Here is a 23,879-nt window from a genome sequence, read left to right as displayed (position 1 = left end):
CACCCATGACCGCCCGTGCCCCTTCCCTGTCCGACGCCTTGCTACCCATTGGCGTGCTCGTCGTACTGCTCAGCCTCTCCGTTTACCTGTTCGGTGACGCCTCCTCCAGCGGCCCGAACCAGATCGCCCTGATGAGCGCCGCCTTCATCGCCGGCCTGGTCGGCCTGAAGAATGGCCTGCGCTGGACCGAGATCGAGGAAGGCATCCTCGCCGGCATCCATATGGCGATGAAGGCCAACCTGATCCTGCTGGCGGTCGGTGCGCTGATCGGCACCTGGATTCTCGCCGGCACGGTGCCGACCATGATCTGGCTGGGCCTGAAGCTGATCAGCGCCGAGTACTTCTACCTCACCAGTTGCCTGATCTGCGCGCTCACCGCACTGTCCATCGGCAGCTCGTGGACGGTGGCCGGCACCCTCGGCATCGGCCTGATGGGCGTGGCGGCCGGGTTGGGCCTGGACCCGGCGATCACCGCCGGCGCGATCATTTCCGGTGCCTACTTCGGCGACAAGCTGTCGCCATTGTCGGACACCACCAACCTGGCCCCGGCCGCTGCCGGCGCCGAGCTGTTCGCGCATATCCGCAACATGTTGCGTACCACTGTGCCGGCGCTGCTGATCGCCCTGGTGATCTTCTTCGCCCTCGGCCAGCAGGCCAGCGCCGAACATGACACCGGGCGCATCATCGAAGTGCTGGGCGCGCTGGAGGGGCAGTTCAACCTGGGCTGGCACCTGCTGCTGCCGGTGGCCTTCCTGCTGCTGCTCGCGGTGCGCCAGTGGGCCGCCTTCCCGGCGGTGTTTCTCGCCGCCCTGCTCGGCGCCGTATTCGCCATAGTGTTCCAGCCAGAAGTGATGGCGCGCCTGGCTGACCCACAAGCCGGCGTCCTGGCGCCACTGAAAACGGTATGGACTGCGCTTTTCGCCGGCTACGCGTCGGCCAGCGGCAACGCCGAACTCGATGGCCTGCTGTCCAAGGGCGGCATGGCCAGCATGCTCACCACCGTCTGGCTGATCATCTGCGCCATGTGCTTCGGTGGCGTACTGGAGCGCCTCGACCTGCTGCAACGCCTGCTGCAAAGCGCACTGCGTTTGGTACGCAGCAACAGCGGCCTGGTCGCCAGCACCATCACCACCACCATCGGCACCAACATCATTACCGCCGACCAGTACATCGCCCTGGTGCTGCCGGGGCGCATGTACCGTGCCGAATACGAGAAACGCGGCCTGGCGCCGACCAGCCTGTCACGCGCGCTGGAAGACGGCGGCACCCTGACCTCGGTGCTGGTGCCGTGGAACACTTGCGGCGCCTACATGGCCGCCACACTGGGCGTGGCAACGCTAAGCTACCTGCCGTACTGCTTCTTCAACCTGATCATGCCGGTGCTGGCCATCGCCCTCGCCTATCTGCTGCCACCCAGGGTGCAAACGGCCGTTTGAGTCATACGCACTGACGCCGCCGAACGCCCGGCACCTCTGCATTGGCTGACGGCCTGGCATGCGGGGCTACCTCAACGGTGCCAGCGGCTATATGCTCAGGCCCTTCGCCGGCTTCGGTGGCGAGGATCAACGCATAAGGACTTCTCATGCAGACGAGCAAGACCCGCACCAGCTTCTACCGTCGCCTCTACGTGGCCTGGCTGATCGACAGCGGCCAGGCCGTCAGTGTGCCGGCACTGATGGACGTTACCGGCATGCCCAGGCGCACCGCGCAGGACACCCTGGCCGCCCTTTCCGAGCTGGATATCGACTGCCAATTCGAGCAGAACGAGGGCGAACGCAACAACGCCGGTCACTACCAGATTCGCGACTGGGGGCCGATCGACAAACGCTGGATTGCCGCCAACCTGCAGCAGATCAAAACCACGCTCGGTTATCCCTGAGATAATTCTTCCCATACCTCCTGGGAATTACGATGAATCCGGATCTGTTCTGGGTGCTCGGCCTGCTGGCCGGCGCCGTCACTCTCTTCATCATCGGCAAACCGCGCATGGACGTGGTCGCCCTGCTGGTGCTGGTCGCCCTGCCGCTGACCGGCGTACTCGACTTGCAGCAGGCTCTGGCCGGTTTCAGCGACGCCAACGTCATCCTGATTGCCGCATTGTTCGTCATCGGCGACGGCCTGGTGCGCACCGGCATCGCCTATCGCCTGGGTGACTGGCTGGTGGCCAAGGCCGGCAGCAGCGAGACGCGCCTGCTGATTCTGCTGATGTTGGCCGTGGCCGGGCTCGGCTCGGTGATGAGTTCCACCGGCGTGGTGGCGATCTTCATCCCGGTGGTACTTGGCGTCGCCGCCCGCCTGCGCATTGCTCCGGCACGCCTGATGATGCCGCTGGCCTTCGCCGGGCTGATCAGCGGCATGCTGACCCTGGTGGCCACCCCGCCCAACCTGGTGGTGCATGCCGAACTGCGCCGTGCCGGGCTGGAGGGTTTCGACTTTTTCGCCTTTACCCCCATCGGCCTCACCGTGCTGCTGCTCGGTATCGGCTACATGCTGCTGGCGCGCCGCTGGCTTGTGCGCAGCGAAGCAGGAGGCAACAACGAACCGCCACACCTGACTCTGGCCGATCTGGCCGAGCGCTATCGCCTGGGTGAGCGCGAGCGACGCCTGCAGGTGCGCGCCAACTCGCCCCTGGCCAATCAGGTGCTCAACGAACTGCAACTGCGCCGCGAACATGGCATCAACGTCATCGCCGTCGAACGCCGCCAACGCCTGCGCACCCTGCTGCTGATGGCCAGCGGCAATACCCTGCTGGAGCCGGGCGACGTGCTGCTGGTGGATATCGCCAGCCCCACCATCGGCCTGCTCGGCAGCTACCAGGCACTGGGGCTGGAACCCATGCCGCTGCCGCATTCGTATTTCAGCCTGCACGCTCATGAACTGGGCCTGGCCGAAGTGGCGTTGCCGCCGGAGTCGCAACTGCCGGGCAAGACCATTCAGGAACTGGGCTTTCGTTCGCGGCACAAGCTCAACGTGGTCGGCCTGCGCCGCCAGGGCCAGGCGCTGGAGGGCGTGCTGGTGGACGAGAAACTCAAGGCCTCCGACACCCTGCTGGTGGCCGGCGCCTGGCGCGACATCCATCGCCTGCAGGGGCTGAGCCGCGACTTTCTGGTGCTCAGCCTGCCGGCGGAAGTGGCCGAGGTGGCACCTGCCGCACGCAAGGCGCCCTACGCATTGCTCAGCCTGGCAGTGATGGTCGTGCTGATGGTTTCCGGCTTGGTGCCCAACGTACAGGCCGCACTTATTGCCTGCCTGCTGATGGGCGCGTTTCGCTGTATCGATCTGGACAGCGCCTACCGCGCCATTCACTGGCCGACGCTGATTCTCATCGTCGGCATGCTGCCCTTCGCCCAGGCGCTGCAGCAGACCGGCGGCGTCGAGCTGGCCGTGCAGGGCCTGGTCGGCGGCCTGGGCGATGCCGGGCCGCATCTAATCCTGGCCAGCCTGTTCGCCCTCACCGCGGTGATTGGCCTGTTCATTTCCAACACCGCCACGGCGGTACTGATGGCCCCGGTGGCCATCGCCACGGCGCAGGCGCTGGATGTGTCGCCCCTGCCCTTCGCCATGACCGTGGCCCTGGCTGCCTCGGCCGCCTTCATGACGCCGATCTCCTCGCCGGTGAATACCCTGGTGCTCGGTCCCGGCCAGTACCGTTTCGGCGACTTCGTGCGCATCGGCGTGCCCTTCACCCTGCTGGTGATGATGGTCAGCGTGCTGCTGGTGCCGCTGATCTTTCCGCTGTAGGAGCTGACTTGCCAGCGATCATCCGCTACCGCTGATCGCCCGCAAGCGGGCTCCTACAAGAGCAGAGACCTAGGGTCTGTTGCCGTTTCGCGCACGGCCGCGACGAAACGGCAACAGACCCTAGGGTGCGCCGCGCTCACCGGCTTCCCTTGTCCCGAATGCAGTGCGTGCCTGGCCCGACTATGGGAAAATCGCGCGCCCGACTCGCCGATGCCCGTTCATGCCCAAGCCACCGAAACGCCCGCGCAAACCTGCCCCTGCCGCTGTAAAGACTGCTCCGAGCAAGGGCCTGTTGCACCCGCGCAACCGTCACCAGGGGCGTTACGATTTTCCTGCGCTGATCAAGGCCAGCCCCGAGTTGGGCCAGTTCGTGATCACCAACCCCTATGGCAAACCCAGCATCGACTTCGCCAACCCGGCGGCGGTCAAGGTGTTCAATCGCGCGCTGCTGGCGCAGTACTACGGCATCCGTCACTGGGACATACCCGACGGCTACCTGTGCCCGCCGATTCCCGGTCGCGCCGACTATTTGCACAACCTCGCCGATCTGCTGGCGACCGACAATGATGGGCAAATACCTCGCGGCGCCAGAGTGTACGCGCTGGATATCGGCGTCGGGGCCAACTGCATCTACCCATTGATCGGCCATTGCGAGTACGCCTGGCACTTTATCGGCGCCGATATCGCCCCGGCCGCGCTGGCCTCGGCGCGGGCCATCGTCACCGCCAACCCGCAACTGGCCAGTGGTATCGAACTGCGCCTGCAGGCCAATCCCGAGCATATCTTCCTCGGCCTGCTGGGCAGCGAGGAGCGTATCGACCTGACCCTGTGCAACCCGCCCTTCCACGCCAGCGCCGACGAAGCCACCAGCGGCAGCATGCGCAAATGGCGCAACCTCGGCAAGCTCGACCCCAAACGCCAGTTACCGGTACTCAACTTCGGCGGGCAGGCGGCCGAGCTGTGGTGCCCCGGTGGCGAGGCCGCCTTTCTCAAGCGCATGGCCAGCGAAAGCGCGCAGGTCGCCGAGCAGGTGCTGTGGTTCAGCAGCCTGGTATCGAAAGGCGGTAACGTTGAACTGCTGCAAGGCTGGCTGGCCAGGGCCGGTGCGGTCGAGGTACGCATCCTCGGCATGTCTCAGGGTCAGAAGCAGAGCCGCCTGGTGGCCTGGACGTTCAAGGACGGACAAGCCCGCTGCGCCTGGCGCGACAGCCGCTGGCGCTGAGACCTACTGGTGCGCACGGCGCACCCTACCCGGAGGCGACGTTGATACCGGGTTGGGCCGCAGGATGTGCCGTGCGCACTGCTCGCCCTACCAGGGCAACCAGCCGCCCAGCGCCAGCCAAAGCCCGGCCACGGCCATGCTCAGCGACGCCCTGCTCGATGAACAGTTCGTGTTCTTTCACTTGAAAACGCAGCCCTTCGACTGGCTGCACTTCGATGACCTCAGCGGCATGACCCTCGGCGGCGGCCTGGAATACAGCTATGGGCCGGCGTTCGATGCCTTTCTCGCCAAAGGCAAGGTACGCCTCGAACGGGTCTCCAGCGACCGACAGAACTTCGAAAAGCTGCTCAAGGAGCGCGTGGTGCTCTACCCGCAGGAGATCAATGTCGGTTACGCCGCGCTGCGCAACACGTTCAGCAGCGCGGAGGCCGAGCGCATCACCCATCACCGCAAGCCGCTGCTGGTCAATCGCAGTTACCTGATGCTGCCCAGGCAACTGGCGCAAAGCGACGTGCTACGCGAACGCTTCAACGCCCGCCTGCAGCAGTTTCGCGACGACGGCCGTTACCAGCAGTACTTCGACGATCTGCAGGCTGGCCACTACCAACCCGTGCCGGAAGATGCCGCGCCATAACTGAAAAAACGTGGTGCCTGGATTCCCGCCTGCGCGGAAATGACGAGGACTCCAGACAGTCGTCATCCCCGCGAAGGCGGGGACCCAAAAATAAGCAGTCAATGATCAGCGAATAAAGCCCTTGCTGACCTCGCGAAACAGCTCGGTGCCAGCCTGTTCCAGCCACTCGAAGGCGACCATCTCACGCGACACGATCACCGCCCCGGCACGCTCCATGCGCCCCAGGCCCAGTGCCTTGTCGCGCGGGCGGCGCGAGCCAACGGCTTCATCCACCACGAATACTTCACGCCCGGCCACCAACAGGCCCATTACCGTCTGCAGCACGCAAACATGGGTTTCCGTGCCGCAAACGATGAACTGCTGGCGTTCACCGCCGGGCAAATCGAACACCCCGGCCCCGGCCGTGGCAGAAAAATGAATCTTCTCGCGCAGGCCATCGCCCGGCAGCAGTTCATGCAGGGCCGGCTCGGTGTAGCCCAGCCCCTTGGGATATTGCTCGGTGGCGATCACCGGCACCTGCAGGCGCTGCGCCACGCGCACCAGCCAGGTGGCCTGCTCGACCACAGCCGCGCCGCCATCGATGGCGGGCAACAGGCGTTCCTGCAGGTCGATCACCAGCAGGGTGGAATCCTTCGCTCGCATCAACATCGTCATGCCCCTTCTTTGACTGCAAAACGTGCGTCGAGCCGGCTGTAACCCAGGCCAACGCCCTTGTGTACCCGTAACTGCACCGGAATGCGTTCCTTCATTGCCTCGACATGGCTGATCACGCCGATGGTCTTGCCGCTGGCGTTGAGGTTATCCAGCGCGTCCAGCGCCACCTCCAGCGTCTCGCCATCGAGGGTGCCGAAGCCTTCGTCGAGAAACAGCGAGTCGATGCTGGTCTTGTGGCTGACCAGATCCGACAGCGCCAGGGCCAGCGCCAGGCTGACCAGAAAACTCTCGCCACCGGACAGCGTGCGGCAATCGCGCGCCACGTCGGCCTGCCAGGTGTCGCGCACCTCCAGCTCCAGCTCACCACTGCTCTTGCGCGCCAGTTGATAACGCCCATGCAGGCGCGTCAGTTGACGGTTGGCCAGGTGGATCAGGTGATCGAGGGTCAGGCCCTGGGCGAACTTGCGGAACTTGGCGCCGTCGGCCGAGCCGATCAGGCCGTTGAGCTGTTGCCACAGGCGCTGCTCACTCTCCTGTGCACTAATTTCGGCGAACAGCGACTGCTGGCTGCTGCGCCGCGTCTCGTCGGCCTGCAACTGCGCACGCAGCTCGCCCTGGCGCTGGCTCAGGGCACGCAATTCGCTCTGCAGTACCTGCAACTGCTCATCCAGTTCACCAAGCGCCAGCTCTGTCTGCGGTGTAGCGCTGAGCTTCAGCAACTGCGCGTCGGCGGCAGCCAACAGCGTCGAAGCCTCGGTAAGAGCGCGCTCCACACGTGCCTGCAAAGCCGCCAGACGCTCTCGCTCGCCCTCGTCCAGCAGCGCAGCGAGAAACGCCGCAAGATCGCTGAAAGGACTGGTCGTCAGAGCCGTCAGCCAGTGCTGCTCGGCCTCGCTCGAGCGTTGCTGCAGCTGCAGCAACAAGGTCTGCTGACTCTGCTCGCGGCCGCGCAACGCATCGCTTTCGCGCTGGGCACTGGCCAGGCTGTTGGCGGCCTCATTCAACGCCAGTTGCGGCTGTGCCGATGGCTCGGGTTCAGCCAGCGTCAGCGCACCTTCGTCCTGCCAGCGCTGTTGCCAGTGCCCGGCCTGTGTCTCGGCGTCGGCGAGCAGGCGCTGCGCCTCGCGCTGCTGCTCCTGCAGTTGCTGATCCTGCGCCTGGGCCTGCTGCCAGTCGCGCCAGGCCTGCTCCTGCTCGTCCAGCCAGAGGCCAGCGTCCGACGGCAACTCAACAGCAAAGCCCTCCAGACTGCTCAGTAGCACTTGCTCGTGGTGCCGAAGCGCCTGCTGCAAACGCTGCAGGCCCTGGCCCTGTTCGGCTTGTCGCGCCTGCAGGTTCTCCTCATCACGCGCCAGTAGCGCCAGGCGCTGCTGCGCATCAGCCAACGCCCGCTCGGCCACTTCACGTGCACCACGCGCCTGTGCCAGTTGCGCCTGCCCGGTCTCGACCAAGGCGAGTCGCGTCTGCAGATGCGTCAGGCTCTGCTCGTGCTGGCGCTGCAGTTCGCGCAAAGCGGCGCCGTCAGATATCTGCAAGGCCTGCTCGATCAGTTGCTGCTGCCACTGCGCATCCTGCTGAGCGGCCTGCTGGCTCGCCTGCTCCAGTTGCTGCTGAACCTGAGCGATCTGCGTGACCAGCCGAGTCAGCTCGTCACGCAGGGTGCCGCCTTGGCTTTCCAGCTGCGCCAGTTCGTTGCGGCACTGTTCCAGCGCCTGGCGCGTGGCGGAGACGTTGAGCGCCTGGTACTGGCTGACCGCCGGATGCTCGTGCGAACCACACAACGGGCAGGCTTCGCCGGGCTGCAGCTGGGCGCGGTAGGCTTCCAGATCCTGAATGCGCTGCTCCTGTTCAAGCAGCTTTTCCTTGTCGGCCTGCTGTTGCTTGAGCGCCTTGTAACGCTCGCGCAGGCCGGTGATTTCATCGTTCTTGCGGGTGTGCTGTTGCTGCAACTGAGCCAGACGCGGGGTCAACTCGGCGACCTGTGCAGCCGTTTGCTCACGGCTCTGCGCCAACTGTTCCAGACGATCCAATACGCGCCCTTGCACTTGCAGTTGCTGCCAACGCTGGCGCAGTCCGGCCTCGTCGCCCTCGCCCAGCAGGACCTGCAGCTCGCTCTGCTGCCTGGCCTCGCTGGCGCGCGCATCCTCCAGCCGCTTCAGCGCGTCGGCCTGCTGCACACCGAGCTGATCACGCTGCTGCTGCAAGGCGGCGAGCTGTTCACCCTCCTGCGCCATGCGTGCGTGCAGTGCCTGTTGCTCCTTGAGCAGTTGCCCGCGCTGATCGAACTGCACACGCCAACTACCCAGAAGCTCGCCCAGGCGTTCCCGTTGCGGCGCAGTACTCATGCGTGCGTGCAGCGTTTCACGCTGCCCGGCCAGACGCTGCAGCTCCTCGTGACGCAGACTCACGCTTTGCTGGGCATAGCGGCTGGCCAGCCAGAGTTGCTGGTGCTCGCGCTCAGCGCTGTGGCGTTGCTGCTGATGCAGGTCATCCAGCACCTGCTGTGCCTGCTGCCTGTCCTGCTGCGCCTGCTGCCAGGCCAGATACAGCGGCTGCAATCGAGCTGCCGGCTCACTGGCGGCCAGGCGCTGCAGTTCACCGGCTGCCTCGTTACGAGCCTGCTGGGCCTGCTGCAGTCCGAGTCGCGCCTGCTCCCGTTGCTGCTCGGCCTGCTGCAGTGCCTCACGCCAACGGCGCTGGGCCTGCAGAGCCTGCTGCCGGGCCAGCAGCGGCGACTCCTCCAAGCTTAGACGCTGCTGCTCGGCCTGCAGCTCGGCGCGCTGCGCTTCGTCGAGCAACTCCATGCCCTGAGCGCGGCTTTTCAGCAGATTGAGTGCCTGTTCGGCAGCCTTGGTGCGCTCGTAGACCTGCTGCGAGATCTGCCCGTAAATCTCGGTGCCGGTCAGTTCCTCCAGCAGCTCGGCGCGCTGATTGGCATTGGCTTCGAGAAACGCCGCAAAGCCGCCCTGGGCCAGCAGCATGGACTTGGTGAAGCGCTCGAAATCGAGGCCGGACAGCTCGGCGGTGAGACTTTCCTTCTCGCGAATCTTGTCGGTGAGGATTTCACCATCGGCGATACGTGCCAGCTCGACCTTGGGCGCCTGCAACGCACCGTCGACCTTGTCGCGCGCGCGGCGCTGGCTCCAGAAGGCGCGGTAGCCCTGCCCCTTGACCTCGAACTCGACCTCGGCTAGGCAGTCGGCGGTATGCCGCGTCATCAGCTCGTTGCCACTGGCCGACAGCGTGCTCATGCGCGGCGTGCGGTGATACAGGGCTAGGCAAATGGCGTCGAGCAAGGTGGTCTTGCCCGCACCGGTCGGCCCGGTAATGGCGAACAGGCCGCTACCGGCGAAAGGCTCGGCAGCGAAGTCGATCTTCCACTCGCCCTTGAGGGAATTGAGGTTCTTGAGGCGCAGGCTGATGATTTTCATGCGGGAATGGCTAGCCGGGAATCAGGCAGGCATTCTGGCATTGTTGGCCGCTGGCTGCAGCGGCTTGGCTGGTTCAGCCGCCTGCGCGGACTGCAGAACGACCAAGGCGGTAGATTTCAAGAACAGCCTGAATATGTGAATGCAACCGCGCTGGCGACGGGATCGAAAAGCTATTAACCCGGCAATCAAATACCCCAAATCATGCTGCGTAGGCGATACGTGGATGCCGGAAATAAGAACGGATCTTTCAGGGTGTAATTGCAATCGTCTCATGACCGAGCGAACACGCCTTTCCAGTTCGTCCTGATTACACGCCGGCAAGCCCGTACGAACCTGATGTTTCAAATCACAATTCAGATACTCGGTCAGGGTTCAACTCCGGGGCATAGGCCGGCAAGAAGAACAGTTCGATTTGCTCTTTGCGGTCGCCGACCCAGGCACTCACCTTTTTGCTGTGGTGTACGCGCAGGTTGTCGAGAATCAGGAACACCTTGCGGCCCTGAGCATCGCGAATCAGGCGACTCAGGAAGCGAATCAGCGCTGGGGCTGTCAGCGTTTCCCGATACAGCATGAAGCGCAGTTTGCCCCGATTGGTCACGGTGGAAATCATGTTGGTGGAAAAACGACTGCCGCTGACCAGGCGCTCCGGCGTTTCGCCAATAGGGGCGTAGCTGCGGCCAGCATGGCTGTCACTGCGCATACCGGTTTCGTCGCCCCACTGAATCTCACCATTCTCAGCCTTGGCCCGCTGTGCGATGCGTGGATATTCATTATCCAGCCAGTGCTGAACCACTTCAGGTTTCTGCTGATAAGCCCGATGCAGCGGTCGCTGCGGGGTGTAGCCCCAACGCTTGAGGTATTCACCAACCGTTCGAACCGGCATGAGAAAACCACAGCGCTGGCGGATCAGTTCTCGCACCGCATCACGCGTCCAGAGCGCAAAGCCGAGCTTGAGTTGCTCGGGCATCTTATCGGTCATCAAGGTGCGAATCAGCACTTCCTGGCTGGAGCTCAAACTGCGGCGATCACCCTGGCGCACACCACGCTGGCCGCCGGCTATGGCAGCCTTTTCGCCTTTATGTTCTGCGACCTGCGCCCAGTGAGCAATAGTGCGGGGGTGAACACCAACCGCTTCGCCAATAGCCTTGTAGGTGTAACCCTGCTCACGCATGCGTAGGGCCGTGGAGCGCTTTTCACGTTGTTCTTGGGGGCTGAGTTTGCGGGCATCTATTTTCATGGAGGTAGATTATGCAATATGCCCTATTTATTTGCCATATTAATAGAGCGCCGCGGACCACCAGATGCACTGAGCACGCTCACCGAGGAAGCCGACGAGGGGCCTCATTTGCAGCAGGGTGGATAGGTAGGATTCCTTCATTTCATTTCTCTTTGTTCGTTGGTTTTTCCAACACGACCCGCGTAGGCTGATGCATCTGTTGATCAGTCATTAGCAGCTCCCGCGCCAGAGCTACCTGGTGCCGCATATCCCGGGGCCAGCACAGCATTGCGCACGCCGTAGATGGCAAGGTGGTCTCTCAGCCAAAGCCGGTACTCATGCCCGCGGAGGCTGTGGTCAGGAGAGCAGTCGACACTCCATTTGCGCAGGATGTATCCAGCCGTGGCAGCGCGCAGCTTCATCCGCAGCACGCCGTCGCGCATGCCGTAATCCATTTCGGTGATCTCCGGCCGGGGCTGATCCGGGTGCGGCACCAACTCCAGTTCGACGATCCGCGTCCACTGGATGTCTTGATCGCTCATCTCATGGGCTGCAACTGGCCGCCCCTTGAGCACGACAGGGTTCTTGATCCGGGTGATGACGAAATCCCGGAACTCCTGGGACTTCCGGTCGAAGGCGCGGACATGCCAGCGCAGGCCGTTGTCGATCAATGCGAAGGGAACAATCTCTCGTTCGGACTTGCCACTTGAGATCGAGTAATAGTCGATAGCAAGTGCGCATTCCTGGTGAATCGCTCGAGTCACACTTGCCAACACATCCAGATCTGGGTGCGTAAGCCGCGACGGACTCTCGCTGGCCACCCACACCTTGAGTCGCATCGGCTCGCCGTCTCCAAAGCCTTGCGTTAGCCACGACATCACCCGTTCCGGGGGATAGTCGAACACGGGCCGGAAGTCCGACCCCAGGACGTAGGCCTTGCCTTTCGGGTCATATTCGATGTTGCCCGGAGACAACTCCTTATAAAGCGCTAAATCCCGAGTTGCCGCTGCGGACTGGATGCCAAACCGCGCAACCAAGTCCTGCCGGCGGATCTCCCCCACGAAGCGCACACGCAGCTCAATGAAGGCGAGCCGGTCGCGCTGAGACTGGGTCAGTTCTGCAAGTTGGTCTTTGGGCATTCCTGAGTGCTCTATCGGGTTAACGAATGCTTGTGCGGATTATTGCGCGAAGTATATAAGCTGCTCTATAATGCGGCAATGCAATGTTTTTGATTCTTGCATGCGTTGCATTTTGATTACTACATGACGGGCGATGCCCGCACTTTGGAGCATGGGAGTGAAAGCAGACAAAGCCATCGCGACCTACCGACGCATGCGGGCGCAGCCGCTGTGGCGTCTGCTTGCCTCGACTACCGGGCCTACCGTCATTGGCCTGCTTCAATCTCATCTGTATGAGGGCGAGCGAAGCCTCCCTGCCTCCATTTTTCACGAACGCATCGCAAGGGATCTGGAAGAGCTGCGCGCCCAAGGCGAAGACTTTCCCCAAACGGCACAGGCGTATGTCGCCAGCTGGCTCGCCGATGGGTTCCTCGAGCGACGCTTCCCGGCTGGCGCTTCCGAAGAGGAATATGAACTCACCACGGCGGCCGTCGAAGCCATCCGGTTTGTCTCTGGCCTGGCACAGCCGCATTCCGCCGCCACCGAAAGCCGCCTGACGCTCGTCATCGAGGCCTTGACCAGACTTGCCGAGGACACCGACACCGACAAGTTCCGCCGCATCGACCGGCTCATGGCCGAGCAAGCCCGCATCGACAAGGAGATTGACGCCATCCAGAAGGGGCAGATGCGCGTGCTGCCCCATACGACGGCGCTCGAGCGCACGCGGGAGATCATCACGCTGGCTGACGATCTGGCCGGTGATTTCCGCCGCGTTCGAGATCAGTTCGACCAGCTTAATCGCGATCTTCGTGAACGCATCATGGACAACGATGGCAATCGTGGGGATGTGCTGGATTCGCTGTTCGCCGGAATCGACCTGATTTCAGAGAGTGACGCCGGAAGAACTTTCTCCGCTTTCTGGCGATTGCTTACGGACCCAGAGCAAGCGGCCACGCTTGATCAGGCGCTTGATAGCGTTATGTCGCGGGAGTTCGTGGGGCAGCTCGAAGCCAAGGAGCGACGATTCCTTCTGCGGCTGACGCGCACCCTTCTTGAGCAGGGCGGCATGGTTCACGAGGTGCTCCAGACCTTCGCGCGCAGCCTGAAGCACTTCGTCCAGAGTCGTGAATACCTCGAGCAACGCCGACTCAATCACCTGCTGAAAGACGCCCAGCGCGCAGCACTGGCCCTGAAGAACGAGGTCAGGGCCACAGAAACCCTCCAGTACACGCTTGAGCTAACGAGCAGTCGTTTGCGCTCATTGTCTCAATGGGTGCTGCACGACCCATCCCTACAAGCATTGCCCGGGCAGATGGCAGAAGGGGATGCGCCGCCAATCGACCTTGAGTCTGTGAGCGAACTGGTCGCACAGTCCGAGATCGACTTCCGAACACTGAAGGCCAACGTGCTGGCTGTCCTGGAGCAACGCTCCCAGGCATCCATTGCCGACGTGCTGGAGCAGTTCCCCGCTGCACAGGGGCTGGGCAGCGTCGTCGGCCTGCTGGCGTTGGGCAGTCGGCATGGGTTCAAAGCCGACCACAGTGAAACCGTAGGCTGGGTTGGAGGCGACGAGCAGCGTCGTAGCGCCCGAATTCCAAAGATCTTCTTTTTGAGGGAGCGGGCCAATGAACTGGTCTGAGAACGACGAATCGGCAATACCAGCCGAAACACAAGCGCCAGATGCTGCTCAAGCACCTACCAACACCCTCTTCATGGGTGACAGCGGCGAGTTGCCACTGGATACCCGACGCGCATTAGTACAACTGTTGGCAGGGCCATCGCTCGACGGTCGTCGGCATCCAAAACTCTGGCCGATCTTGGCGCGAGACGAAGCAGTGATCCGTCGGCGTCTTGCCGAACTGTTTCTCGAACTGGTCATCGATCGGGATGTGCAAGTGGCCTTCACGCGTCAGGCAGATACCGGCGACCTTGAAGTGCCCCTGCTGCTGCGTCGCGCCCAACTGACGTTCATTGACTCCATTCTGTTGCTCCACCTTCGCCAGCGATTGACCCAGGCGGACTCGCAGGGGGATCGTGCCGTGGTGTCGACAGACGAGATCACGGAGTTTCTATCCCTCTATGAGCGCGCCGCCAACACCGACCGTGCAGGGTTCGTGAAACGGGTTCATGCCTCCATCGAGAAGATCAAGAAGCACAGCATTCTTCAGAAAATTCGCTCGAGTGAGGATCGCTTCGAGATTTCGCCGACGCTGAAGCTCCTCTTCTCGGCAGAGGAAATACAAGCGCTGACGCACCTGTATCAGCGAATGGCTGCCGCAGAAACGCCAGCGCAGCTGGTTCAGACTGAAGCTGATGAGGAGGCTGACCAATGATCTCGGAACCCCAAACCGCCTCCTTGTTTGCCCGCGAGCAGTTCCGGATGACCCGCCTGCAGGTTTACAACTGGGGTACTTTCTCCGGCCTGCACGACGTACCAATCAGCGAGCGAGGCTTTCTGTTTGTGGGTCGATCCGGCGCAGGGAAGTCGACGCTGCTCGATGCATTTTCGGCGTTGCTGACGCCACCTCGCTGGATCGATTTCAACGCTGCTGCGCGTGAGGCAGACCGCAGTGGCCGAGACCGGAACCTCGTCACCTACATACGTGGTGCGTGGGCTGAACAGAAGGATGGGGAGTCGGGAGAGATCGCAACGCGCTACCTGCGCGCGGGGACGACCTGGTCAGCCTTGGCGCTGACCTACCAGAATGCCTTGGGCCAATCTGTGGCGTTGGTTCAGGTGTTCTGGCTGCGGGGCAATGCGAACGGCAGCACCGACGTCAAACGCCACTACCTTGTCATGGAGCGGGCCTTTGACCTGCGCGAGCTCGAGGACTTCGGCCAATCCAACTTCGACATCCGTAAGCTCAAGCAGTCCTTCCCGGAGGCATTCGCCCGCGACGAATTTCGTCCCTATTGCGAACGGTTCTGCCGTCTGCTCGGCATCGAGAGCGAAATGGCGCTACGTTTGCTGCACAAAACCCAGTCGGCCAAAAACCTCGGCGACCTCAATACCTTCCTGCGCGACTTCATGCTCGACAAGCCCGAGACCTTCGAGGTAGCGGATCGCTTGGTCAGTGAATTTGGCGAGCTCAATGCGGCCCACCAGTCAGTCGTCACGGCTCGCGAGCAGGTTCAAACGCTCGCACCAGCGCGGGACCAGCACCTGCGCAGGGACTCGCTGATGCTGCAGCGCAATGGCTTGGATGAGCTTCGGTTGGGCGTGGACGGCTACCGGGAGACCCGCCGCATTGATCTCCTCAAGGAGCACGTGGCATCCCTGGAGGTGCAAGCCAACGGCTCAGAAGGTGAAGTGGGGCGACGTCAAAGCACGCTGGATAACCACGCCGCAATCTTGCGCGATCTGGAGCGACAGCACCGTGAGGCAGGCGGTGATCAGATCGAGCAATGGGAAACCGAGAAATCGGGGCTGGAGGGCCAGCGTACGGATCGTCTGCGCAAACGCGCCCAGGCCGAAGATGCGTGCAAGAAGCTGGGCTGGAGTCTCCCGGATTCGCCTCAAGCCTTTGCGGAACTGTTGGGCAGCGCGCGGCAGGAGGTCGAAAACTGGGAGCAGCGCAGCAACGATAGCCGCGCCGAGCAGTTCCGCCTGGACAGAGAAAAGAAGGATGCCGAGACCGCGTTTTCGCAAGCATTGAAAGAGGTGCAGGCACTCCAGCGCCAGCCATCGAACATTCCGGCGGACATGCTGGAAATGCGTCGAAACATCGCCGCCGCCATCGGGATCTCGGAGTCGGCACTTCCCTTTGTTGGCGAACTCGTCGAGGTGAAGTCTGACGAGGTCGAATGGCAGGGGGCCATTGAGCGCGTACTGCACGGGTTTGCGCTCTCACTCCTGGTAGACGAGCGCCAGTATTCGGCATTGGCCAATCACATCAACACCACCCACCTTGGGCAGCGCTTGGTGTATTACCGGACTGGCCGCCCGGAGACGCGGCAGGCCAAGCCCATCGGGACCAATTCGCTCGTCCTCAAGCTGAACGTCAAGGAGGGGAGCTACGCTGATTGGCTCCAGGCCGAGCTGCGGCAACGCTTCGATTACGCGTGCGTCGATTCCATTCAGTCGTTCAGGAGCGCAGATCGCGCCATTACCCGCGAGGGTCAGGTCAAGCACAGCAAAACTCGGCATGAGAAAGACGACCGCAGAAGTGTCGGCGACCGGCGAAACTGGGTGCTCGGATTTGATAACCGGGAGAAGCTAGGGCTCTTTCAAGCTCAGGCGCAGGAGCAGGCTGACGCGGTTGCGCGCCTCGCCGGGGAGATCGACAAACTCTCCGAGCAAGACAAGAATCGTGCGGCCCGAGCGATGCAGTGCCAGACTCTGGTGAATCTCCAGTGGCAAGAAATAGATCTGCTCCCATTGCTGGATCGCATCTCCACCATTGAGCGGCAAATCCGCGAAGCGCGCGAGGGGAACACCACCCTGCTGCAAATCAGTGAGCAGATCGAGAAGCAAAAGAAACTCGTCGATGATGCTGACAAAGATCTTCGGCAGGCAACGCGTGCGCACGACTCGATTGTTGACCAGATCAAGACCAACACCCAGAAACTGGAATCCCTCCTGCAGGACGCGTCTATCGTTCCATTGACGTCCCATCAGGTTTCGGGTCTCGATGAGCGCTTCGCCAAGCAGTCAGATGCAGTCCGGCTCGACAACATCGACAAGGTGACAACTTCTGTAGAACGCGCACTCAATGCGGAGATCGAAGAGGTCAACCGTGGGATTGGTGCCTGCGAGAAGGAAATAGAAGCACGCTTTGCCGACTTCAAACGGCAATGGCCGATGGACGCGGGCGACATGGACACGAGCCTTGCCAGCGCGCCAGACTTCTTCGCCAAACTGGTTCGGCTGGAGACAGATGGGCTGCCCGCCTATGAGCAGCGATTCTTTGAATTGCTGCAGAACCAAAGTCACCAGAATCTGGCGGCGCTTTCCACCTACCTGAACGATGCGCGTAAGGCGATCCTGGAGCGGATGGATCTGGTCAACGACAGTCTTGGCCAGGTGCCCTTCAACCAGAGCGCCAATCAACGCACCTATCTCCACATCGACGCCAGTGACCGGCAGCTTGTCGACGTCAAGGAATTCAAGCGGGAGATCCAGCAGGCACTGAGCCACGCATGGACGGAGGATCGCGAGTTTGCCGAGGCGCGGTTCCTGGCCTTGCGGCGACTTGTTGATCGACTTGCCAGTCAGGACCCCGAGCAGAAACGCTGGCGTGAGACTGTGCTCGATGTTCGACAGCATGTTGAATTCATCGGGCGGGAGATCGACGAAAGCGGTGTCGAGGTCGAGATCTACCGCAGCGGAGCAGGCAAGTCCGGCGGCCAACGGCAGAAGCTAGCCACCACGTGCTTGGCCGCAGCCCTGCGATATCAACTGGGCGGGAACGACCACGGCGTGCCGATGTATGCCCCCGTCGTGCTGGATGAAGCCTTCGACAAGGCGGATAACGAGTTCACCGCGTTGGCGATGAACATCTTTACCAATTTCGGATTCCAGATGGTGGTCGCTACGCCGCTAAAGTCGGTCATGACCCTTGAGCCATTCATCGGTGGCGCCTGCTTTGTGGATATCAGCGATCGGCGCGTCTCAGGCGTCCTGCTCATCGAGTACGACGGTGATCGTCAGCGGTTGAAGCTGCCAGAGCACGCACGAGAGGAGGCTAGCGTTGAAGCTTCCTGAAGATGTTCGGCAGTTTCTTGCCCGTCGCTTTCAAAGCAAGCACCGCGAGTGGTTGGTCGGTGATCCGGGCGAGGGCCAATGGCCATTGGAAGTTCCCCTCGGCATACCGACGGAGCAGGCTGCGCTGAGGCAAGTCGACGGCGTTCGCGCTTGGGTGAGCGCATGGCAAGGCTGGCAAGGAGTCGGCACCCTGTCCTGGTGTGAGCGTCGGTGGAAAGCGCTTGGTGTCCAGCGACTGCCAGAGAAACTGGCGTTACGAGGCCCTGAAGATGTTGCCATGTGGATCGGTGCATCCGCACGGTGGGTTCGTTCCCTGTCTCGGTATCAGACGCTCACTGCTCGCTGGCCGGTGCTTGCACAGCAGTTGCCGAGATACTTTGATGTCCTCGCTGACTACAGCGATGCCGATTTCCGTCGACTGGCAGAGATGCTGGATTGGATCAGTCGCAATCCGAAATCGAATCTCTACCCACGACAAATTCCGGTTGCCGGTGCCGACAGCAAATGGCTGGATTCTAGAAAGGGCATCATCTCTGACTTGATTGCAACGCTCCAGGGTGACCCAACAGGAGAGCGCGACTTCTTCTGGCGCTGCGGCTTGAGGGCACAGCCGCAGTTAATGCGCATGCGCGTTCTAGACCCGGATCTAAGGGCCCATTTTGGCGGTCTTGGCGATATCTCTGCGCCTTGTGATGAGGTCGCGAGAATTGGTATACGACCAAAGAGTGTCTTCGTTGTTGAGAACCTTCAAACTGGCCTGGCCTTTGATGATCTGCCAGGGGCGGTTGTGATCATGCGACTGGGTTACGCGGTTGACGTTTTGGGACAGCTTCCATGGCTACAACAGGCGCAATGTATCTACTGGGGTGACATTGATACGCACGGCTTTGCCATTCTTAATCGAGCCAGAACATACATCCCAAGCCTGAAGTCTGTGCTTATGGACGAGTTTACGCTGATGAGTCATCGCGATTTATGGGTCGAAGAGAAAGACCAGCACTCTTCCACAGAGCTCCCACTACTCACCAATACCGAACAAAAGCTCTACCAGTCGATTAAAGGAAATGTCTGGGACCAACAAGTCCGCCTCGAGCAGGAGCGGATACGCTGGGATGTGGCGTGGAATGCCATACAGGCAAGTATTCGATGATCCAGGATCAGGGAAGTCAGTCGTGAGTGGAAATCGATGGGACCAGCCGGGTGTGCCCCACAAGGGATGGCACTGCGTTGACGTGGTCGATCTGAGGGCCGACGGCGAGTCAGCAGACGAGACCGACTAAGCGACCTGCCAAATGTGCGGCAACGAGAAGATCCGCTACGTCCACATCATGGAGCATCCCGATCTGGACGAGAGCTTCGACGTCGGGTGCGTCTGCGCCGAGAAGATGAGCGGCGACTACGAAGGGCCGAAACGGCGTGAAGCCAAGTTGCGCAACCGAGCAGCACGCCGAACCCGATGGCTGCAGTGCAAGTGGCGGATGTCCGCAGCAGGCGCAGATAGCGCACGCGGTAGCCGGCCCGGCAGGCCTGGTGGGCCAGGGTACAGGCCAGCCAGGTTTTACCGACACCGGTGGGGCCGCCGATGATCAGGTTGAGACCGTCGCGCAGCCACTGGCCACTGCTCAGTTGCAGGATCAGCGCCTTATCCAGCCCGCGCGGGCTGCGGTAGTCGATGTCTTCGATGCAGGCGTTGTGCTTGAGCCGGGCCTGGCGCAGGCGGCTACTCAGGCGCTTGTCGTCGCGGTCGGTCAGCTCGCGGTCGACCAGCAGGCCAACGAGCCTTTCGTGCTCGCCTGCCGGCGCGATCATCCCCTGGCCAAACGCTCGGAGGCGGCCTGGCGCGAGCTCAGCGACTATCGCCTGATTGGCGTCGGCCGTCTCAGTGGCAACCGCGTGCTGCTCGATCACGGCCTGGCCCATCTCGACTGGCGCCCAAGCTGGTTCTACGAGGTGCAGCATCTGTCGACATCACTCGGCATGGTCGAGGCCGGCCTGGGCATCGCCGCCCTCCCCAGCTTGGCGATGCCGGCCGAGGATCATCCGATTCTGGTCAGCCGGCCGCTGGTCGATCCGGTGATCAGCCGTACCCTGGGTCTGGTGCGCCGCCGCGGCTCTTCGCTGTCGCCGGCAGCCGAACAGTTCGTCGAAACCCTGCTGCGGCAATGGCCGAGCTACACCTCCATTGGCACCAGCAATCCCGCCGAAGTCGACAGCTGAGGCATCGCTCGGGCCACCGTCGCACTCGCCGCCGGTCCGACGCGCTTTCATCCGCAACCAGCGAGCAAGACAGGCCGCCGAAAACCCGGATAATGGCGGCCATTTTGTTTCGCTCGCTGGTATTGCCCCATGGAAATCAAGGTCAACTTTCTCGACAACCTTCGCCTCGAAGCCAAGTTCGATGACTTCACGGTGATTGCCGATCAGCCGATTCGCTACAAGGGCGACGGCTCGGCGCCGGGGCCGTTCGACTATTTCCTGGCCTCCTCGGCGCTGTGCGCGGCGTACTTCGTCAAGCTGTACTGTCAGACGCGCGACATTCCCACCGAGAACATTCGCCTGTCGCAGAACAACATCGTCGACCCGGAGAACCGCTACGCGCAGATCTTCAAGATCCAGGTCGAGCTGCCGGCGGACATCTCCGAAAAGGATCGCCAGGGCATCCTGCGCTCCATCGACCGCTGCACCGTGAAGAAGGTGGTACAGCAGGGCCCCGAGTTCATCATCGAGGAAGTGGACAACCTCGACGCCGATGCCCAGGCGCTGCTGATGCCGGTGAGTGACACCACCACCTACATCCCGGGCAAGGACCTGCCGCTGGAGCAGACCATCGCCAACATGTCGGGCATCCTCGCCGAGCTGGGGATGAAGATCGAGATCGCCTCCTGGCGCAATATCGTGCCCAACGTCTGGTCGCTGCATATCCGCGACGCGCAGTCGAACCTGTGCTTCACCAACGGCAAGGGTTCGACCAAGGAAAGCGCCCTGGCCTCGGCCCTGGGCGAGTTCATCGAGCGGCTGAACTGCAACTTCTTCTACAACGACCAGTTCTGGGGCGAGGACATCGCCGCTGCCGAATTCGTCCACTACCCCAACGAGCGCTGGTTCAAGCCGGGGCCTAAGGATGCGCTGCCCAAGGAAATCCTCGACGAGCACTGCCTGGCCATCTACAACCCGGATGGCGAACTGCGCGGCTCGCACCTGTTCGACACCAACTCGGGCAACACCGCACGCGGCATCTGCTCGCTGCCCTTTGTGCGCCGCAGCGATGGCGAGACGGTGTATTTCCCGTCCAACCTGATCGAGAACCTGTACCTGTCCAACGGCATGAGCGCTGGCAACACCCTGGCCGAGGCTCAGGTGCAGTGCCTGTCGGAGATATTCGAGCGGGCGGTGAAACGCGAAATCCTCGAAGGCGAGCTGTGCCTGCCGGACGTGCCGCAGGACGTGCTGGCCAAGTACCCGGGCATCGTCGCCGGCATCCGGGGCCTGGAAGAACAAGGCTTCCCGGTACTGGTGAAGGATGCATCGCTCGGTGGTGAATTCCCGGTGATGTGCGTGACCCTGATGAACCCGCGCACCGGCGGCGTGTTCGCCTCGTTCGGCGCCCACCCGAGCCTGGAAGTGGCGCTGGGGCGCAGCCTCACCGAGCTGCTCCAGGGCCGCAGCTTCGAGGGCCTCAACGACCTGCCGCAGCCGACCTTCGACAGCCTGGCACTGACCGAGCCGAACAACTTCGTCGAGCACTTCATCGACTCCAGCGGCGTGGTCTCCTGGCGCTTCTTCGGCGCCACACCGGACTTCGAATTCGTCGAGTGGGATTTCTCCGGCGAAGGCAGCGACTCCAACGAACAGGAAGCCGCGACCCTGTTCGGCATCCTCGAGGACATGGGCAAGGAGGTCTACGTAGCCACCTATGACGACCTCGGCGCCAACGCCTGCCGCATCCTGGTGCCCGGCTACTCGGAGATCTACCCGGTCGAGGACCTGATCTGGGACAACACCAACAAGGCGCTGCTGTTCCGCAAGGACATCCTCAACCTGCACGCCCTGAGCGACCGCGAACTCAAGTCGCTGCTGCGCAACCTGAACAACGCCGAAGTCGACGACTACACCGACATCACCACGCTGATCGGCGTGGAGTTCGACGACAACACGGTGTGGGGCCAGCTGACCATCCTCGAGCTGAAGCTGCTGATCAACCTGGCGCTGAAGAAATACGACGATGCCAAGGAGCTGGTCGAGGCCTTCCTGCAGTACAACGACAACACCGTCGAGCGCGGCCTGTTCTACCAGGCGGTCAACGCTGTGCTGGAGATCCAGTTGGACGACGAGCTGGAACTGGCCAACTACGAGCACAACCTACGCCGTATGTTCGGCAACGAGCGCATGGACGCGGTGATCGGCTCGGTGGACGGCAGCGTGCGCTTCCATGGCCTGACACCGACCAGCATGAAACTGGAAGGCCTGGACAAGCACCTGCGCCTGATCGACAGCTACAAGAAACTGCACGCTGCGCGCGCCAAAGCAGCCGGGCTGGCCGGCTGAACATGGTCAGCGAGCGCCCAGCCCACAAGGTCGCAGCGCTGATGCTGGCGGCCGGCTACAGCCGCCGCTTCGGTGCCGACAAGCGCCGCCTGCAACTTGGCGACGGACGCTCGTTGCTCAGCGCCAGCCTGGCACTGCCCTGCTCGATGCTGGAAGAGGTCTGGCTGGTGTTACGCCCAGACGAAGCGCCGGCAGAGCTGGATCTGCCGACGGGTGTGCGTATCGTGCAGAACCCGGCCACCGCGCAGGGCATGGGCCACAGCCTGGCGGCAGGTGCCGAGCGACTACTGGCCGAATCGAGCGCTGACGCCGTGGCGATCTTTCTCGCCGATATGCCTGCGATTCGCCGTGACAGCCTGGAAACCCTGTTCGCTCACGCCATCGCGAACACCATCGTACTGCCCAGCTACCAGGGCAAACGCGGCCATCCGGTGCTGTTCGGCCGCGCTTTCTGGCCGCAGCTCGCGACGCTGAGCGGCGATGCTGGCGCCAAGCCGGTGCTGCAGCAGCACCCCGAGGCTGTGCGCATCGTCGAGCTGAACGATCCTGGCGTACTGCAGGACATCGACACCCCGGCAGACCTGATTCAGCTCTAGGCTCGTAGGGCGGGTGCAACCCGCCACAACGCAGGCGGCGGGTTTCACCCGCCCTACTGCCCGACCTGATGCAGCAGCACCTCGCTCAACGCCTGCGCCGCGCTGGACAGCTGATGTCCGGCCTGGTGCAGCAGGCCGACACGACGCGACACCTGCGGCTCGCTCAGCGGCAGGCAGCGCGCACCCAGTTCTTCCATCTGCTGCCGGCACAGCTGCGGCACGGCGCTGACGCCGAGGCCTTCGGCGACCATGCGCCCGACCGTGACCAACTGATGACTCTCGAACGCCACCGGTAGCTTGCCGTGGCTGGCGGTCACGCTGTCTTCCAGTAGCAAACGCACCGCCGAGGGCCGTTGCAGGGTGATAAAGGGTTGTTCCAGCAGCTGTGCCCAGGTCAGCGCGGACTGTTCGGCCAACTCGCTGGCGACAGGCACCACGGCGACGAAACGGTCCTCGTACAGGGGGGTAAACTGCAAGCCATCCAGTGTCGTTGGTTCGAAGGCGATGCCCAGCTCGACGCGACCGTCGCGCACCATCTCCATCACCTGTTCGTTGATCACGTCGTGCACCGCCACGTTGACCCGCGGGTAGGCATCGCGAAACGCGCGCAGCGCCGCCGGCAAACGGTTGCCGGCGAACGACGGCATGGCCGCTACCGCCACCTTGCCCATCTGCAGGGTGAAGTGCTGACGCAGCAGATCCTCGGCGTTGTCCCAGTCGGCCAGCAGGCGCACGGCAATCGGCAACAACGTCTCACCCTCCGGCGTCAGCGCCACGCTGCGGGTGGTGCGCACCAGCAACTGGCCGCCGAGCGATTGTTCCAGGTTCTTGATCGCCAGGCTCAGTGCTGGCTGCGACAGATGCAGGCGCTCGCAGGCCTGGGCGAAGCTCAGGCTCTGCGCCACGGCGAGAAAGGCGCGTAGCTGCTTGACGGTCATTGATTTATTTACCTGATCAATCAAGAGGAAAAACAAACTTAACAAATAAGCCCATAGCGCAGAAGCTTGGTCTCACCCCA

15 protein-coding genes and 3 pseudogenes are annotated in these 23,879 nt (G+C 62.5%); 12 read left to right on the top strand and 6 right to left on the bottom strand.

Features of this window, described 5'->3' with window-relative positions; all coding sequences use genetic code 11:
• Positions 1-5: 5 nt before the first annotated feature.
• The 5 genes from nhaC to N5J71_RS10810 all read left to right on the top strand — a co-directional run bounded on the left by nhaC (position 6) and on the right by N5J71_RS10810 (position 5,597).
• On the top strand, positions 6-1,436 hold the full coding sequence (nhaC, locus tag N5J71_RS10830; RefSeq protein WP_074859284.1) for a Na+/H+ antiporter NhaC: 1,431 nt from the start codon (positions 6-8) through the stop codon (positions 1,434-1,436).
• A 146-nt stretch (positions 1,437-1,582) separates the two neighbouring features.
• Positions 1,583-1,879: a winged helix-turn-helix domain-containing protein gene (locus N5J71_RS10825; RefSeq protein ID WP_003459649.1), complete on the top strand. Its 297-nt coding sequence runs from the start codon at positions 1,583-1,585 to the stop codon at positions 1,877-1,879.
• 32 nt (positions 1,880-1,911) lie between these two features.
• A complete protein-coding gene (locus tag N5J71_RS10820; protein ID WP_279870293.1) occupies positions 1,912-3,741 on the top strand; it encodes an SLC13 family permease in 1,830 nt (609 codons plus the stop codon).
• A 220-nt stretch (positions 3,742-3,961) separates the two neighbouring features.
• On the top strand, positions 3,962-4,963 hold the full coding sequence (gene rlmF / locus N5J71_RS10815; protein WP_279916845.1) for a 23S rRNA (adenine(1618)-N(6))-methyltransferase RlmF: 1,002 nt from the start codon (positions 3,962-3,964) through the stop codon (positions 4,961-4,963).
• Positions 4,964-5,027: 64 nt separating this feature from the next.
• Entirely contained in the window at positions 5,028-5,597 is a 570-nt protein-coding gene (locus tag N5J71_RS10810) for a transporter substrate-binding domain-containing protein (protein WP_279916844.1), read from the top strand.
• Between the two features lie 105 nt (positions 5,598-5,702).
• On the opposite strand, the gene N5J71_RS10805 is transcribed toward N5J71_RS10810, so the two are convergent.
• From N5J71_RS10805 to N5J71_RS10790, 4 genes and pseudogenes are all read right to left on the bottom strand, one after another.
• Complete coding sequence (locus tag N5J71_RS10805; protein WP_003459641.1) at positions 5,703-6,245, bottom strand: isochorismatase family protein; 543 nt, start codon at positions 6,243-6,245, stop codon at positions 5,703-5,705.
• A gap of 2 nt (positions 6,246-6,247) precedes the next feature.
• The gene (locus tag N5J71_RS10800; protein ID WP_003459639.1) at positions 6,248-9,682 is read right to left on the bottom strand and encodes an AAA family ATPase; all 3,435 of its coding nucleotides are present in this window, start codon (positions 9,680-9,682) and stop codon (positions 6,248-6,250) included.
• Positions 9,683-9,881: 199 nt separating this feature from the next.
• A pseudogene (locus tag N5J71_RS10795) lies at positions 9,882-10,919 on the bottom strand (IS630 family transposase).
• Positions 10,920-11,122: 203 nt separating this feature from the next.
• Entirely contained in the window at positions 11,123-12,037 is a 915-nt protein-coding gene (locus N5J71_RS10790; protein ID WP_003459634.1) for a WYL domain-containing protein, read from the bottom strand.
• Between the two features lie 157 nt (positions 12,038-12,194).
• Between N5J71_RS10790 and N5J71_RS10785 the strand changes: the two genes are divergently transcribed.
• From N5J71_RS10785 to N5J71_RS10770, 4 genes are read left to right on the top strand one after another with little or no spacing between them, the layout of a single operon-like run.
• Positions 12,195-13,655 (top strand): DUF3375 domain-containing protein, encoded by a 1,461-nt coding sequence (locus tag N5J71_RS10785; RefSeq protein WP_074859337.1) that lies wholly within the window; start codon positions 12,195-12,197, stop codon positions 13,653-13,655.
• Entirely contained in the window at positions 13,642-14,349 is a 708-nt protein-coding gene (locus N5J71_RS10780) for a DUF4194 domain-containing protein (RefSeq protein ID WP_003459631.1), read from the top strand. The genes N5J71_RS10785 and N5J71_RS10780 overlap by 14 nt, the downstream gene beginning before the upstream one ends.
• A complete protein-coding gene (locus N5J71_RS10775; protein WP_074859299.1) occupies positions 14,346-17,720 on the top strand; it encodes an ATP-binding protein in 3,375 nt (1,124 codons plus the stop codon). Before N5J71_RS10780 ends, N5J71_RS10775 begins: the two co-directional genes overlap by 4 nt.
• Complete coding sequence (locus N5J71_RS10770; protein ID WP_003459627.1) at positions 17,707-18,870, top strand: Wadjet anti-phage system protein JetD domain-containing protein; 1,164 nt, start codon at positions 17,707-17,709, stop codon at positions 18,868-18,870. Before N5J71_RS10775 ends, N5J71_RS10770 begins: the two co-directional genes overlap by 14 nt.
• Before the next feature lie 296 nt (positions 18,871-19,166).
• On the opposite strand, the pseudogene N5J71_RS10765 reads toward N5J71_RS10770, so the two are convergent.
• A pseudogene (locus N5J71_RS10765) lies at positions 19,167-19,577 on the bottom strand (ATP-binding protein); the annotation flags it as partial.
• Here N5J71_RS10765 and N5J71_RS10760 point away from each other — a divergent pair.
• The 3 genes and pseudogenes from N5J71_RS10760 to N5J71_RS10750 all read left to right on the top strand — a co-directional run.
• Positions 19,494-19,937: pseudogene (locus tag N5J71_RS10760) on the top strand (LysR substrate-binding domain-containing protein); the annotation flags it as partial. The pseudogenes N5J71_RS10765 and N5J71_RS10760 sit on opposite strands and share 84 nt — an antisense overlap.
• A gap of 129 nt (positions 19,938-20,066) precedes the next feature.
• Positions 20,067-22,265, top strand: a complete 2,199-nt coding sequence (locus tag N5J71_RS10755; RefSeq protein WP_279916843.1) for an OsmC domain/YcaO domain-containing protein — start codon at positions 20,067-20,069, stop codon at positions 22,263-22,265.
• Between the two features lie 2 nt (positions 22,266-22,267).
• Entirely contained in the window at positions 22,268-22,861 is a 594-nt protein-coding gene (locus tag N5J71_RS10750) for a nucleotidyltransferase family protein (protein WP_108235203.1), read from the top strand.
• A 53-nt stretch (positions 22,862-22,914) separates the two neighbouring features.
• Here N5J71_RS10750 and N5J71_RS10745 read toward each other — a convergent pair whose 3' ends face one another.
• Entirely contained in the window at positions 22,915-23,799 is an 885-nt protein-coding gene (locus N5J71_RS10745) for a LysR family transcriptional regulator (protein ID WP_003459617.1), read from the bottom strand.
• Positions 23,800-23,879: the final 80 nt, after the last annotated feature.

The sequence above is a fragment of the Ectopseudomonas oleovorans genome (assembly GCF_029845265.1).
Lineage (GTDB): Bacteria > Pseudomonadota > Gammaproteobacteria > Pseudomonadales > Pseudomonadaceae > Aquipseudomonas > Aquipseudomonas oleovorans.
The sequence above is the reverse complement of the archived record's forward strand: the minus strand, read 5'-3'. Positions and strand labels throughout refer to the sequence as shown.

Bases quoted from the DNA above. Each gene is read 5' to 3' on its own strand.
- nhaC (WP_074859284.1), top strand. From the start codon at position 6: ATGACCGCCCGTGCCCCTTCCCTGTCCGACGCCTTGCTACCCATTGGC.
- N5J71_RS10825 (WP_003459649.1), top strand. From the start codon at position 1,583: ATGCAGACGAGCAAGACCCGCACCAGCTTCTACCGTCGCCTCTACGTG.
- N5J71_RS10820 (WP_279870293.1), top strand. From the start codon at position 1,912: ATGAATCCGGATCTGTTCTGGGTGCTCGGCCTGCTGGCCGGCGCCGTC.
- rlmF (WP_279916845.1), top strand. From the start codon at position 3,962: ATGCCCAAGCCACCGAAACGCCCGCGCAAACCTGCCCCTGCCGCTGTA.
- N5J71_RS10810 (WP_279916844.1), top strand. From the start codon at position 5,028: ATGTGCCGTGCGCACTGCTCGCCCTACCAGGGCAACCAGCCGCCCAGC.
- N5J71_RS10805 (WP_003459641.1), bottom strand. From the start codon at position 6,245: ATGTTGATGCGAGCGAAGGATTCCACCCTGCTGGTGATCGACCTGCAG.
- N5J71_RS10800 (WP_003459639.1), bottom strand. From the start codon at position 9,682: ATGAAAATCATCAGCCTGCGCCTCAAGAACCTCAATTCCCTCAAGGGC.
- N5J71_RS10790 (WP_003459634.1), bottom strand. From the start codon at position 12,037: ATGCCCAAAGACCAACTTGCAGAACTGACCCAGTCTCAGCGCGACCGG.
- N5J71_RS10780 (WP_003459631.1), top strand. From the start codon at position 13,642: ATGAACTGGTCTGAGAACGACGAATCGGCAATACCAGCCGAAACACAA.
- N5J71_RS10775 (WP_074859299.1), top strand. From the start codon at position 14,346: ATGATCTCGGAACCCCAAACCGCCTCCTTGTTTGCCCGCGAGCAGTTC.
- N5J71_RS10755 (WP_279916843.1), top strand. From the start codon at position 20,067: ATGGAAATCAAGGTCAACTTTCTCGACAACCTTCGCCTCGAAGCCAAG.
- N5J71_RS10750 (WP_108235203.1), top strand. From the start codon at position 22,268: ATGGTCAGCGAGCGCCCAGCCCACAAGGTCGCAGCGCTGATGCTGGCG.
- N5J71_RS10745 (WP_003459617.1), bottom strand. From the start codon at position 23,799: ATGACCGTCAAGCAGCTACGCGCCTTTCTCGCCGTGGCGCAGAGCCTG.